This window comes from Rhodococcoides navarretei (assembly GCF_038069675.1).
Taxonomy (GTDB): domain Bacteria; phylum Actinomycetota; class Actinomycetes; order Mycobacteriales; family Mycobacteriaceae; genus Rhodococcoides; species Rhodococcoides navarretei.
In genome coordinates this window covers 2253546-2265900 of sequence record NZ_JBBPCN010000001.1, presented here as the reverse complement: position 1 = coordinate 2265900, position 12355 = coordinate 2253546, and the positions used below count along the sequence as shown (strand labels likewise).

Sequence of the window (12355 nt, the reverse complement as noted above, 5' to 3'; positions counted from 1 at the left end):
ATTGCTGGTGCTCACCGGTCCAGTGTGCCCCAACGGCGGACCGTCGCCGCGCTCGGGTCTGGTGCTGGGTCAGCGCGCGGGCTTGGGGCACGAAGGATGCGTTCCCGCCGTCACCAGGTCCGAGACGGCCGTGCGCGGATCGCCTGCGGTGACCAAGCCCTCGCCGACGAGTACCGCGTCGGCACCGGCACCGGCGTAAGCGAGCAGATCTGCTGTGCCCCGCACTCCGGACTCCGCGATACGAATGATCTCGCTGGGCAACCCGGGCGCGATACGACCGAAGCTGTCACGATCGATCTCGAGTGTCTTGAGATTGCGGGCGTTGATGCCGATGACGCTGGCACCGGCCTCGAGGGCGCGATCCGCCTCGGCCTCGGTGTGCACCTCGACCAGCGCCGTCATACCCAGCGACTCGGTGCGGTCGAGCAACGACGTCAACGCGTCCTGCTCCAGCGCCGCGACGATCAGCAGGATGACGTCGGCACCGTGCGCCCGAGCCTCGTGAATCTGGTACGGACCGACGATGAAGTCCTTGCGCAGCACGGGAATCGAGACGGCGGCCCGGACGGCGTCGAGGTCTGCGAGAGACCCGCGGAACCGACGCTCCTCGGTGAGAACGCTGATGATGCGAGCGCCGCCCTGTTCGTACGCGCGGGCAAGAACGGCCGGATCGCCGATGTCGGCCAACGCACCCTTGGACGGGCTGGCCCGCTTCACTTCGGCGATGACGCCGATGCCGTCCTCGCGCAGCGCCGCCGCCGCATCGAGAGGGGCCGGGGCTGCCTTCGCTCCTGCTTTCACGGCGGCGAAATCGACCACCGATTCACGCGCGGCCACGTCGGCTCGTACACCGTCGAGAATCGAGTCGAGAACAGTCATGGTGCCCCCAGTCCTTTCTGAGCGTCGACGTCCGATGTGAGGAATCTCATCGGGGTCGGATCTAGCGTAGAGGTCCGTTTCAATCCGACGAACGCCGGGTACCGGACTCGTCGGTAGGGTCTTCACCGGCGTCGAGCGCGTCCCACATCATGCGCTCGGTGAGGTCCTCCCCCTCGTCCTGCGCGCCGGTGCCGGATGCCGTGGTGCGCGCACGCCGAGCGACCTCGTCGCGACGCACCGCCGGGGCGTCGTACTTGGACGAGAGTACCTGCGGGGCAAATGTTTTCCGAATCGACACCACTGCCGCAGCGAGGGCGCAGACCGCACCCACGAGGGTGACGATCGCCGGCAGGACCGAGACGTCCGTCATCGAGACCTGCGCGCGTGCAGGAAGCTCTGCGAGCGCCGCGGACTCCGCGTCGGATGCCCCGGCAATGAGCAGTCGAACGGCCGGGATTGCCGCCGCCACGGCCACCACGGCGATCAGCAGGGCGAGCACCCGAGAAGCCCACCCCCGCACCGCGAAGGACGCTGCGATCGCCGCTACCAACACCAGTGCCAGGGGCGTCGTAGCAGCAGCCCAGGTGCTGCCGAGAAGCTCGTCGGTTCGGCTCTCTCCGAGACCGTCGAAGGATGTCACCCGAACCCATGTCATTCTCGACGCGCCCCACAGGCACGCCGCAGCAACGACGAGGAGGGCGACGGGTAGAGCGGCCGACCCGCGGCGACCGGATCGCTCGGTCATCGGCCGCCCACCTCACGGAGCGACTCCGCAGCGGCGACGGCTCCCAGCACCGCCATCGCCTTGTTCCGTGCCTCGTCGTCCTCGTATTCCGCAACGGAGTCGGCCACGACGCCTGCCCCGGCCTGAACGTATGCGGTGCCGTCCTTGATCAGAGCGGTGCGAATCGAGATGGCAGTGTCGGCGTCCCCCGCGAAATCGAGGTAGCCGACGATGCCGCCGTAGATGCCGCGTCGCGTCGGCTCCAGCTCGTCGATCAGTTCCATCGCGCGCACCTTGGGTGCCCCGGACAGGGTGCCTGCCGGGAAACAGGCCTTGACCGCGTCGAGGGCGCGCTTGCCCTCGGCCAACCGTCCGGTGACCGTCGACACCAGATGCATGACGTGGCTGTAGCGCTCGATGTGGCGGTAGTCGCTCACTCGCACCGTGCCGGGAGCGCAGACGCGTCCGAGATCGTTGCGGCCCAGATCGACGAGCATCAGGTGCTCGGCGTTCTCCTTCTCGTCGGCGAGCAGATCCTTCTCGAGCAACACGTCCTCTTCCTCGGACGTACCGCGCCAACGCGTGCCCGCGATCGGATGCGTGGTGGCGAGACCGTCGACCACCGTCACCAATGCCTCCGGGCTCGATCCGACGATGGAGAAAGCCGTCTCGTCGTTCTCCCCCGGTACGTGCATCAGATACATGTACGGGCTGGGATTGGACGCTCGCAGCATTCGGTAGACGTCGAGGGGTGATGCATCGGTGTCCATCTCGAAGCGCTGTGAGAGCACCACCTGGAACGCCTCACCTGCTTCGATCTCCTCCACCAGGCGAGCGACGTCGGCACCGAAGCCCTCGGACGTGCGCTGCCTGCGGAACTGCGGCGCAGGCTTGGACACGGTGGAAACGGTGGAGTCGGCGGGCTTCGAAAGGTCCGCACACATCCGATCCAGACGACGCACCGCGTCGTCGTACGCCTCGTCGACGTGCTCGTCGGTTCCGTTCCAGTTCACCGCGTTCGCGATCAGGGTGATCGCGCCCTCGTGGTGGTCGACGGCCGCGAGATCGGTCGCGAGCAGCATGACCATCTCGGGCACACCGAGGTCGTCCTGCGCGTGCTCGGGCAGCTTCTCGATGCGCCGCACCGAGTCGTATCCGAGGTAACCCACCATGCCGCCGGTCAACGGGGGCAGACCGGGCAGCCGCTCCGAGTGCAGCAGCTCCAACGTCCGCGCCAGCACTTCGAGAGGATCGCCCCCGCTCGGCACCCCCGCGGGGACGTTGCCGCGCCATGCGGCCTCACCGTCGATGACCGTGAGCGACGCCGGAGCGCCTGCACCGATGAACGACCACCTGGACCACGAACTGCCGTTCTGCGCGGACTCGAGCAGGAAGGTTCCGGGTCGGTCGGCACCGAGCTTGCGGTACGCCGACAGCGGAGTCTCGGAGTCGGCGAGCACCTTTCGCGTCACCGGCACCACGCGGTGCTCTGCGGCGAGATGCCGGAACACCTCACGCGAGGTGGTCGAGTCCGAGTTCTCGGTGTCGGGAGTGGGGCTGGGATCCGTGGTCGTCTCGCCGTGCATTGCTCCATCCTCCCAGGTTCGACACAACGGGTCACTCCGCAGGCTCCGCTCCGGCAGCAGGGTCGTCGCTCGCGGTAACCTGCCGAGCATGAAACCAGGCGAGCTCGTTCCCGATTTTTCCCTGCCGGACCAGACCGGTGAGACCCGAACTCTGACCGACTTGCTTTCGAACGGTCCGATAGTGCTGTTCTTCTACCCCGCCGCCTTCACCCCCGGTTGCACCGCCGAGGCGTGCCATTTTCGGGACCTCGCCTCGGAGTTCGCCGAGGTCGGAGCCACCCGAGTAGGCATCAGCGCCGATGCCGTCGCCAAGCAGGCCGAGTTCGCCGCCTCCAAGTCCTTCGACTACCCGCTGCTCTCCGACGAGGACGGCACCGTCGCCACCGCATTCGGCGTCAAGCGCGGGCTGCTGGCCAAGCTGTCCCCGGTCAAGCGCGCGACGTTCGTCATCGGCACCGACCGGAAGGTCCTCGAGACCTTCTCCAGCGAAGTACGGTTCGAAGCCCATGCGGACAAGGCTCTGGAGTACCTGCGGGCACATCGCACCTAAGAGCACTGTCCGACGCGATGCCTCGGGTGGGGGGACCCTCGAGGCATCATGTGCAGTTCACAACTAACTTGATCGAGAGGTTCCCCGCGATGGATACGTCGGCGACACCGCAGCACACGGTGGACCCCCGTTGGCTCACCGAGAGTCAACAGGAGGCATGGCGGTCGCTCGTCGCTCTGGTCACTCGACTTCCGGCAGCGTTGGACGCTCAGCTGCAGCGCGATTCGCAGCTGACTCACTTCGACTACTTCGTCCTCGCGACGGTCAGCGAGAATCCACAGCGACGGATCCAGCTCCGCGATCTGGCCGAGTACGCCAATGCCTCGCTCTCGCGCCTGTCACACGTGGTGACCAAGCTCGAGAAGGCCGGGTGGGTCAAGCGCGAGTCGATCCCGGGTAGCCGCGGTTCCTACGCTGTGCTGACCGACGCAGGCATGGCCAAGGTCGTGGAAGCGGCACCCGGTCACGTCGGCACGGTGCAGTCGCTGGTGTTCGAGGGTCTGTCCGACGCGGAGGTCGAGCAGCTCGGGACCCTGAGTTCGACTCTACTGGCCCAGTTGGACAAGGGAATCGCGGCCGGAACCGGTCACGCCTGAGCGTCTGGGCTCAACAGGACGTCGGTATCGAAGCAGGTGTGAGCGCCGGTGTGGCAGGCCGCGCCGACCTGGTCGACGACCAAAAGCACGGTGTCACCGTCGCAGTCGAGCCGAACCTCGTGCACGTACTGCGTGTGACCCGACGTCTCGCCCTTGACCCAGTACTGCTGCCTGGACCTGGAATAGTATGTGCCCTTGCGGGTTTCGAGAGTTCGGGAGAGCGCCTCATCGTCCATCCAGGCGACCATGAGCACCTGACCGGTCGACCGTTCCTGCACGACGGCGCTGAACAGTCCGGCCTCGTTGCGCTTGAGACGCGCAGACAGCGTCGGGTCGAGTGTCATCGCTGATCCTTTTCGCTATCGGACGACGATGCGTTCGGCGCGCATCGCATCTTTGACCTGGCCGATGGTGAGATCTCCGAAATGGAAGACGCTCGCGGCGAGGACGGCGTCGGCACCCGCCTGAACAGCAGGCGGAAAATGTTCCACGACGCCTGCTCCACCGCTGGCAATCACCGGCACGTGCACCGCAGACCGCACGGCAGCGATCATCGGTAGATCGAATCCGGCTTTCGTTCCGTCGGCATCCATCGAATTGAGCAGGATCTCCCCGACGCCCAGCTCTGCGCCACGAACCGCCCATTCGACGGCGTCGATGCCGGTGCCACGTTTGCCACCGTGAGTGGTGACCTCCCATCCCGACGGGGTGTCCTGCTGTCCGTCGGGAACTGTTCTGGCGTCGACCGAGAGCACGATGCACTGCGAGCCGAATCGTTCGCTGAGCTCGCGCAGCAACTCCGGCCGGGCGATCGCAGCGGTGTTGACACTCACTTTGTCGGCCCCGGCCCGCAACAGTCGATCCACGTCGGCGACGGTGCGTACTCCCCCACCGACGGTGAGCGGAATGAACACCTGCTCGGCGGTGCGACTGACGACGTCGAGCATCGTGCCTCGGTCCGACGTCGACGCGGTGACGTCGAGGAAGGTCAACTCGTCGGCTCCCTGCGCGTCGTAGGCGGCCGCAAGCTCCACCGGATCGCCTGCGTCGCGGAGGTTTTCGAAGTTCACTCCCTTGACGACGCGCCCGGCGTCGACGTCGAGGCACGGAATCACTCTGACCGCGACGCTCATCGCCCAGGTCCTTCCAGGTAGTCGACGGGATCACCGAGTTCGGTGATCACCTTCAGCAACTCGTCGTGCACTCCCGGCCCGGCTGCCAGCACGGACGACGAATCGACGGTCCACGGTTCGCCCGTCAGATCGGTGACGATTCCGCCCGCCGCACGCACCAGCAGTGCGCCTGCCGCGTTATCCCAGGCACGGTGACCGAACACCACCGCGCCGCCGAGAACTCCGCTGGCCGTGTAGGCCAGATCGACCCCGGTGGCACCGTGCATCCGCAGTCGTGAGGAGTGCATCGACAACTCTTCGAGAATACGGAATCGGAACCGACCCGGCAGCGAACCGCGACTGGCGACGTTGAACGCACCGAACCCGATCATGGATTCACGCAACATCTTCGGCTGCAGCGCCGGAAGCGCGACGCCGTTGAGCAACAGCGGACCGCCTGCCACAGCGGCGAAACGCTGATCCACCAGGGGCAACCAGGTGAGTCCGAGGACCGGCTCACCGTCGTCGAGCAGCGCCAACAACGTTCCGGCCGAGGGCAATCCCGACGAGTAGTTGAAGGTGCCGTCGATCGGGTCGAGCACCCAGACGAGTCCGGAGTTCAGGTCCGGTCCTCCGAACTCCTCACCGTGAACGGCGATTCCGGTGGCCTCGTGCAATTCCGCACCGAGCCGACGCTCGAGTTCGAGATCCACAGCGGTGGCAAAATCATCGGGGCCCTTCTGCACTGCGCTCGGTGCGCCGACGCCCGCGACGAACCGATCGTGGATGCCGTCGAGCAGACCACCGGCGATCTCCAGTAGACGAGTCGGTTCCTCGGGAAGGGTCATTCCTGGGCTACCGAGACACCGCAGCGAGGGCGTCCGGAAGCGTGAAACGTCCGGCGTACAGGGCCTTTCCGACAATGGAACCTTCGACACCGCGGTCGACCAGTCCGGCGATCGCTTCCAGATCCGCAATCGTGGACACGCCGCCCGACGCGATGACCGGCTTGTCGGTCTTGGCACAGACGTCGGCGAGCAGTTCCAGGTTGGGCCCGGTCAACGTGCCGTCCTTGGTGACATCGGTGACCACGTAGCGCGAACACCCGTCGCGCTCGAGCCGCTCGAGAACCTCCCACAGGTCGCCGCCGTCACTGACCCAACCGCGTCCGCGCAAACGCGGTGCTCCGTCCACGATCAACACGTCCAGACCGACGGCGACGCGATCTCCGAACTCGCCGATCGCGCGGGAGCACCATTGCGGATCCTCGAGGGCTGCGGTGCCGAGATTGACTCGCGCGCACCCGGTCGCGAGTGCAGCGCGCAGCGACTCGTCGTCACGAATTCCGCCCGAGAGCTCCACCTTGACATCGAGCTCGCCGACGACCGACGCCAGAAGCTCGCGGTTGGATCCGCGTCCGAACGCAGCGTCGAGGTCCACGAGATGCACCCACTCGGCTCCGTCGTTCTGCCACGCGAGGGCGGCATCGCGAGGCGACCCGTACTTCGTTTCGCTTCCTGCTTCTCCTTGAACGAGACGGACAGCTTCGCCGCCTGCGACATCGACAGCAGGCAATAAGACCAGGCTCACGTGCGGTTATGCTACGGGCCGAGCGGGCGTGAACTCAAAACGGGTCGCCGGGAGTGGAGCCTGCGGGAACGACCCATCTTGGTCCGGGAGTGGAGCCTGCGGGAACGGCGGGTCAATCTTCCGGGCCGAGTTCCCGGCGCGTGATGCGAGTGGACACCACTCCCATTGCCGCGATCGCTCCGATCACACCGGCCAACGCGATGATCAGGGCCACCCCGGCGCTCGGGCGCAGAAGTGCTATAGCAGCCGTGGCGAGGGCCAGCACGACCACGGCCGCGCCCAACGACTTGAAAGCCAACCGGCCGAGCGAGAACTCGCGGTCGCTCACACCGACCGAACCCAGTTCTCCAGAAGTGCGGCACCTGCGTCACCGGACTTCTCCGGGTGGAACTGAGTGGCCGAGAGTGCACCGTTCTCGACCGCGGCGAGGAACCGTCCGCCGTGGTCGGCCCAGGTGAGCAACGGGGCGGCGATGGTGTCGCTGGGTTCGAGTTCCCACTGTTGTGCGGCGTAGGAGTGGACGAAGTAGAACCGGGTCTCGGGATCGATGCCGTCGAACAGCACGCTCTTCTCCGGGGCCTCGACGGTGTTCCACCCCATGTGCGGCAGCACCTCGGCCTGCAGCCGCTCGACCGTTCCCGGCCACTCCCCACACCCGTTCGCCTCGACACCGAACTCGACCCCGCGATCGAACAGGATCTGCATTCCGACACAGATGCCCAGCACGGGTCGTCCGCCGGCCAGACGTCGACCGATGATGCGGTCGCCCTTCACCGCCAGCAGACCTTCCATGCAGGCGGCGAACGCTCCGACACCGGGAACGACCAGTGCTTCTGCGTTCAGGGCCTCGTCGAAGTCCGAGGTCACGGTCACGTCGGCACCGACCCGGGCGAGTGCCCTCTTCGCCGAGTGCAGATTGCCCGAGCCGTAATCGAGCAACACCACAGAAGTCATGCGGGAAGTCTATCGGGGCGTGGTCTCGCGACGAGCGCCACCGCCGCGACGGCGACAACCGTGGCTGCGGCTGCGGTGAATCCCGCGGTGTACCCCACACTTGTTGCCAGCACGCCGAGGGCAAGCGCGCCCGCCCCCGTACCGGCGTCGAAACTGATGTTCCAGACGGCGCTTGCGCTGCTGTAGCGGGAGGGTCCGGCTGCGTCGAACGCCATCACGAGACTGTCGTTCTGGCATGCTCCGTACCCGACTCCGAACAGGACGGCTGCGACGAAGAACAGCGCCGCCGGCATGTTGCCGAGCGCAGCGAGCGCGAACAGAGCGATGCCGATGGCCGCCGACACCAGTGCCGGAACCACAGAACGCCCGATTCCTACTCGATCCGCCACCGACCCCGCGGCGTAACGCCCGACGAGCATCGCTGCGCTGACGACGGCCAGTGCGAGGCCGATCATCGCGGCTCGGTTCGACTCGGCGATCGGCAGCAAACTGGTGATTCCGCCGTACGCAGCGGACACCGAGGCCACGACGAGACACGGCACCAGAAATTGGCGTTTGTCGAGGCGAACCCGCTCGAGCTTGGGCGGCTGCGGCGCGGGCCGGGTGGGTGGCAACAGCGCGACGCCGATCAGGCCTGCTGCGGGCACCAGTGCACCGAGTACGAATACGGCCGTCGGACTCGCCGCGAAGATCACCAGACCCAGTGGCAGAGTGACCATCTGAGCCAAGGCGACGGCGATACCCTGCGCCCCCGTCGCCCGGCCGAGCAACGCTGTCGGAGCGAGCTCGGCGACGATCGCGGCACCGGCGACGGTCAACATTCCGAAACCGGTGCCCCGCAAGGCGGACACGGCCAACGCCGGGACGGCCTCGACAGAGACGATGAACAACAGCGCAGGCATTCCGAGGAGCAGACAGCCCGCTCCGAGAACTGCGCGGTGCCCGACTCGCATCAGCATGCGTGGTACGAACAGCTGCGTGATCACCGTGGTGGTCATGAAGATCGCGGTGCTGGCAGCCGCCACCGCGTCCGATGCCCCGGACTGGGACACGGCGAGCGGAACCACCGGAAGCAGCAAACCCCAACCGCCGAACGAGGCCGCGCCCATGGCCATCGCGGCCGGCAGGCCGCGGATGGAGCTCAGGCCACTCAACGCACGAGCGCCGATCGATCGATCACAGACTTCCCTTGGTGGACAGCACACCGGTTACGCGAGGGTCGTACTCGGTGGCCTGACGCAGTGCCCGAGCGACTGCCTTGAACTCGGCTTCGGTGATGTGATGGTGGTCGCGGCCGTAGATCACCCGGACGTGCAGTGCGATCCGAGCGTTCGACGCCAGCGTCTCGAACACGTGCTTGTTGATCACCGTGGAGTACGGAACGCCCGGGTATCCGCCGATGACGGAGTGCACCATGTAGTCGGGTTCACCGGTGTGTACGCAGTACGGACGACCGGACACGTCGACGGCGGCGTGCACGAGCGTTTCGTCCATCGGAATGAACGAATCGCCGAACCGGGTGATGCCCGCCTTGTCGCCGAGGGCCTGACCGAGCGCCTGGCCAAGCACGATCGCAGTGTCCTCGACGGTGTGGTGCGCCTCGATCTCGATGTCGCCCTTTGCGCGCACCGTCAGATCGAAACGAGCGTGGGTACCGAGCGCGGTGAGCATGTGGTCGTAGAACGGAACGCCGGTGGAGATGTCGACGATTCCGGTGCCGTCGAGGTTCAGCTCGACCGAGATGTCGGATTCCTTGGTGGTGCGCTCGATCTTGGCGATACGGGGAGCGGGTGTGGTCACTTCGGTGCCTCTGCTGTTTCGGTCGATGCAAGTTGTGCGCTGACGGTGAGGAATCGGTCGTTCTCGTGCGCCAGTCCGATGGTGACGCGTAGGTATCCGGGAATTCCGACGTCCCGGATGAGCACGCCGTCGTCCAGGTATCGCTGCCAGGTGGCGGCCGCATCGGAGAACCGGCCGAAGAGCAGGAAGTTGGCGTCGGACGGCACCACGTCGTAGCCCTGGCGGCCGAGAGACGCTGCCACCCGATCTCGTTCGGCGGAGAGCTCGGCCACGCTCCCGAGAGTGTCCGAGGCATGCCGCAACGCTGCTCGCGCAGCGGCCTGCGTGACGACCGACAGGTGATAGGGCAAGCGCACCAACAGCATTGCGTCGACGACGGCCGGGGCGGCCACCAGATATCCCAGCCGACCGCCGGCGAACGCGAACGCCTTGCTCATGGTTCGGCTGACCACGATCTTGCTGGGGTAACTCTCGATCAACCCGATCGCGCTTGCCGCGGAAGAGAATTCCGCGTAGGCCTCGTCGACCACCACGATTCCCGGTGCGGCGTCGAGGATCCGGCGCAGATCCGCCTCGTCGATGCTGTGGCCCGTCGGATTGTTCGGGCTGGTGACGAACACGACGTCGGGCTTACGCTCCTCGATCGCCTGCACCGCGTAGTCGACGTCGAGCGAGAAATCTGCCCGACGCTTCGCCGGGATCCATTCGGTCTGCGTCCCCGAAGAAATGATCGGGTGCATCGAGTAAGACGGCACGAAGCCCAGTGCGGTGCGATCCGGTCCCCCGAACGCCTGCAGCAACTGCTGCAGAATCTCGTTGGAGCCGTTGGCCGCCCACACGTTGGCAGTGTCGACCGCGAAACCTGTCTGCTCGGTCAGATAGCGCGCGAGGTCTGCTCGCAACTCGTCCGCATCGCGATCCGGGTAGCGGTGCAGCTGACCGGCCGCGACGCGAACGGAGTCCGCCACATCGTCGATCAACGCCTGGGTCGGCGGGTGCGGATTTTCATTGGTGTTCAGCTGGACCGGCACGGTGAGCTGCGGGGCTCCGTACGGCGACTTGCCGATCAGCGCCTCGCGCAGCGGGAGGTCGTCGAGCGAGATCGACTGTCCCAGAGCATCGGTCATGATGGATCACCGGTACGCAGCCCCTCGAACCGGAGCCGCACCGCTTCGCCGTGGGCCGGCAGATCCTCTGCGTTGGCAAGCGCGATGACATGCGCTGCAACGTCTTTCAGAGCGGACTCGCTGTAGTCCACCACGTGGATGCCGCGCAGGAACGTCTGCACGCTCAGGCCGGACGAGTGCCGTGCGCATCCGGCCGTCGGGAGCACGTGGTTGGAACCAGCGCAGTAGTCACCGAGGCTCACCGGTGACCACGCACCGACGAACACGGCACCGGCGCTGCGTACCCGAGCTGCGACGTCGGAGGCGTCCTTCGTCTGGATCTCGAGGTGCTCGGCGGCGTAGGCGTTGACCACAGCCAAGCCTTGCGTGACGTCGTCGACCAGCACGATGCCGGACTGGCTCCCGTTCAGCGCGGTCGCCACCCGCTCTGCGTGTCGCGTCGATGCCATCTGTGCGTTGACGGCCTGGTCCACGGCATCGGCGAGTTCGATGCTGTCGGTGACCAACACGCTGGCCGCCATCACGTCGTGTTCGGCCTGGCTGATGAGGTCCGCCGCCACGTGAACCGGGTCCGCGGTGGCGTCGGCGAGAATCGCGATCTCGGTGGGGCCAGCCTCGGAGTCGATTCCGACGAGCGAGCGACACAGACGCTTCGCGGCCGTGACGTAGATGTTGCCGGGACCGGTGATCAGGTCGACCGGAGCCAGCTCGCCGCCGTCGGTGTCGACGCCGCCGTAGGTGAGGAGTGCCACACCCTGGCCGCCGCCGACCGCCCAGACCTCGTCGACGCCGAGCAGTTGCGCCGCAGCAAGGATGGTGGGGTGAGGCAGTCCGCCGAAGTTCTTCTGCGGCGGCGACGCCACCACCAGGGAGCCGACGCCTGCAATCTGTGCGGGCACGACGTTCATCACCACCGACGATGGGTACACGGCGTTGCCGCCGGGCACGTACAGGCCGACGCGATCGACCGGGATCCAGCGTTCGGTGACGGTGCCGCCGGGTACCACCTGGGTGGTGTGGTCGGTTCGGCGCTGGTCCGAGTGCACGAGGCGGGTTCGTTCGATCGCGACCTCGAGGGCTGCTCTGACGTCGGAGTCGAGCTCGGCGAGGGCCTTGACCAGCGCTTCCTGCGGGACGCGTATGCGGTCCGGCCGGACGCCGTCGAACGTCTCACTGAACTCGAGCGCAGCGTCGGTGCCACGTTCCTTGACGGCCTCGACGACGGGTCGAACCTGATGCAGCACCGAATCGACATCCACTCCGCCTCGGGGAAGTGCGCCGCGTAGTTCGGCGGTGGATGGAGTTCGTCCGCGTAGATCGACGCGGGCGAGCTCGATGCGGGCAGGCATAATGGGCCCCTTCGTGGAGTCGGTTCGGTGCCGGGGTTCGGTCGAATCAGTGTTGTCCGAACACCCAGGATAGTTCCACCGAATTCGG

At 66.5% G+C, this 12355-nt stretch carries 15 protein-coding genes; 2 read left to right on the top strand and 13 right to left on the bottom strand.

Annotated elements, in window-relative coordinates; all coding sequences use genetic code 11:
• Positions 1-69: 69 nt before the first annotated feature.
• The 3 genes from trpC to AABD04_RS10910 all read right to left on the bottom strand — a co-directional run bounded on the left by trpC (position 70) and on the right by AABD04_RS10910 (position 3189).
• Positions 70-879 carry an indole-3-glycerol phosphate synthase TrpC gene (gene trpC / locus AABD04_RS10920; protein WP_341441183.1) on the bottom strand — a complete coding sequence of 270 codons (810 nt, stop codon included), beginning with the start codon at positions 877-879 and terminating at the stop codon, positions 70-72.
• Between the two features lie 79 nt (positions 880-958).
• Positions 959-1624 (bottom strand): TIGR02234 family membrane protein, encoded by a 666-nt coding sequence (locus tag AABD04_RS10915; protein WP_341441182.1) that lies wholly within the window; start codon positions 1622-1624, stop codon positions 959-961.
• A complete protein-coding gene (locus AABD04_RS10910) occupies positions 1621-3189 on the bottom strand; it encodes an anthranilate synthase component I (RefSeq protein WP_243610007.1) in 1569 nt (522 codons plus the stop codon). The genes AABD04_RS10915 and AABD04_RS10910 overlap by 4 nt, the downstream gene beginning before the upstream one ends.
• 88 nt (positions 3190-3277) lie before the next feature.
• On the opposite strand from AABD04_RS10910, the gene AABD04_RS10905 reads away from it, so the two are divergent.
• Entirely contained in the window at positions 3278-3739 is a 462-nt protein-coding gene (locus tag AABD04_RS10905) for a peroxiredoxin (protein ID WP_243610006.1), read from the top strand.
• An 89-nt stretch (positions 3740-3828) separates the two neighbouring features.
• Positions 3829-4335 (top strand): MarR family winged helix-turn-helix transcriptional regulator, encoded by a 507-nt coding sequence (locus AABD04_RS10900; protein ID WP_341441181.1) that lies wholly within the window; start codon positions 3829-3831, stop codon positions 4333-4335.
• On the opposite strand, the gene hisI is transcribed toward AABD04_RS10900, so the two are convergent.
• The 10 genes from hisI to hisD all read right to left on the bottom strand — a co-directional run bounded on the left by hisI (position 4326) and on the right by hisD (position 12267).
• On the bottom strand, positions 4326-4679 hold the full coding sequence (hisI, locus tag AABD04_RS10895) for a phosphoribosyl-AMP cyclohydrolase (RefSeq protein ID WP_243594941.1): 354 nt from the start codon (positions 4677-4679) through the stop codon (positions 4326-4328). The genes AABD04_RS10900 and hisI overlap by 10 nt on opposite strands.
• Before the next feature lie 15 nt (positions 4680-4694).
• Positions 4695-5468, bottom strand: coding sequence for an imidazole glycerol phosphate synthase subunit HisF (gene hisF / locus AABD04_RS10890; protein WP_243594942.1), 774 nt, complete (start codon positions 5466-5468; stop codon positions 4695-4697).
• Positions 5465-6295: an inositol monophosphatase family protein gene (locus tag AABD04_RS10885; protein WP_341441180.1), complete on the bottom strand. Its 831-nt coding sequence runs from the start codon at positions 6293-6295 to the stop codon at positions 5465-5467. Before AABD04_RS10885 ends, hisF begins: the two co-directional genes overlap by 4 nt.
• A gap of 7 nt (positions 6296-6302) precedes the next feature.
• On the bottom strand, positions 6303-7037 hold the full coding sequence (gene priA, locus AABD04_RS10880) for a bifunctional 1-(5-phosphoribosyl)-5-((5-phosphoribosylamino)methylideneamino)imidazole-4-carboxamide isomerase/phosphoribosylanthranilate isomerase PriA (protein WP_008715867.1): 735 nt from the start codon (positions 7035-7037) through the stop codon (positions 6303-6305).
• 112 nt (positions 7038-7149) lie between these two features.
• Positions 7150-7365 (bottom strand): hypothetical protein, encoded by a 216-nt coding sequence (locus tag AABD04_RS10875; RefSeq protein WP_341441179.1) that lies wholly within the window; start codon positions 7363-7365, stop codon positions 7150-7152.
• Positions 7362-7991: an imidazole glycerol phosphate synthase subunit HisH gene (gene hisH, locus AABD04_RS10870; RefSeq protein WP_037192708.1), complete on the bottom strand. Its 630-nt coding sequence runs from the start codon at positions 7989-7991 to the stop codon at positions 7362-7364. Before hisH ends, AABD04_RS10875 begins: the two co-directional genes overlap by 4 nt.
• Positions 7988-9106: an MFS transporter gene (locus tag AABD04_RS10865; RefSeq protein WP_243595092.1), complete on the bottom strand. Its 1119-nt coding sequence runs from the start codon at positions 9104-9106 to the stop codon at positions 7988-7990. Before AABD04_RS10865 ends, hisH begins: the two co-directional genes overlap by 4 nt.
• 61 nt (positions 9107-9167) lie before the next feature.
• Complete coding sequence (gene hisB, locus AABD04_RS10860; protein WP_341441178.1) at positions 9168-9791, bottom strand: imidazoleglycerol-phosphate dehydratase HisB; 624 nt, start codon at positions 9789-9791, stop codon at positions 9168-9170.
• Entirely contained in the window at positions 9788-10918 is a 1131-nt protein-coding gene (locus AABD04_RS10855) for a histidinol-phosphate transaminase (protein ID WP_341441177.1), read from the bottom strand. The genes hisB and AABD04_RS10855 overlap by 4 nt, the downstream gene beginning before the upstream one ends.
• Complete coding sequence (gene hisD / locus AABD04_RS10850) at positions 10915-12267, bottom strand: histidinol dehydrogenase (RefSeq protein ID WP_341441176.1); 1353 nt, start codon at positions 12265-12267, stop codon at positions 10915-10917. Before hisD ends, AABD04_RS10855 begins: the two co-directional genes overlap by 4 nt.
• Positions 12268-12355 lie beyond the last annotated feature (88 nt).

Excerpts from the sequence above, each read along its gene's own strand:
- hisF (WP_243594942.1), bottom strand. The coding sequence starts at position 5,468 with ATGAGCGTCGCGGTCAGAGTGATTCCGTGCCTCGACGTCGACGCCGGG.
- trpC (WP_341441183.1), bottom strand. The coding sequence starts at position 879 with ATGACTGTTCTCGACTCGATTCTCGACGGTGTACGAGCCGACGTGGCC.
- AABD04_RS10900 (WP_341441181.1), top strand. The coding sequence starts at position 3,829 with ATGGATACGTCGGCGACACCGCAGCACACGGTGGACCCCCGTTGGCTC.
- AABD04_RS10910 (WP_243610007.1), bottom strand. The coding sequence starts at position 3,189 with ATGCACGGCGAGACGACCACGGATCCCAGCCCCACTCCCGACACCGAG.
- AABD04_RS10915 (WP_341441182.1), bottom strand. The coding sequence starts at position 1,624 with ATGACCGAGCGATCCGGTCGCCGCGGGTCGGCCGCTCTACCCGTCGCC.
- AABD04_RS10885 (WP_341441180.1), bottom strand. The coding sequence starts at position 6,295 with ATGACCCTTCCCGAGGAACCGACTCGTCTACTGGAGATCGCCGGTGGT.
- hisH (WP_037192708.1), bottom strand. The coding sequence starts at position 7,991 with ATGACTTCTGTGGTGTTGCTCGATTACGGCTCGGGCAATCTGCACTCG.
- AABD04_RS10905 (WP_243610006.1), top strand. The coding sequence starts at position 3,278 with ATGAAACCAGGCGAGCTCGTTCCCGATTTTTCCCTGCCGGACCAGACC.
- hisD (WP_341441176.1), bottom strand. The coding sequence starts at position 12,267 with ATGCCTGCCCGCATCGAGCTCGCCCGCGTCGATCTACGCGGACGAACT.
- AABD04_RS10865 (WP_243595092.1), bottom strand. The coding sequence starts at position 9,106 with ATGGCCATGGGCGCGGCCTCGTTCGGCGGTTGGGGTTTGCTGCTTCCG.
- hisI (WP_243594941.1), bottom strand. The coding sequence starts at position 4,679 with ATGACACTCGACCCGACGCTGTCTGCGCGTCTCAAGCGCAACGAGGCC.
- AABD04_RS10855 (WP_341441177.1), bottom strand. The coding sequence starts at position 10,918 with ATGACCGATGCTCTGGGACAGTCGATCTCGCTCGACGACCTCCCGCTG.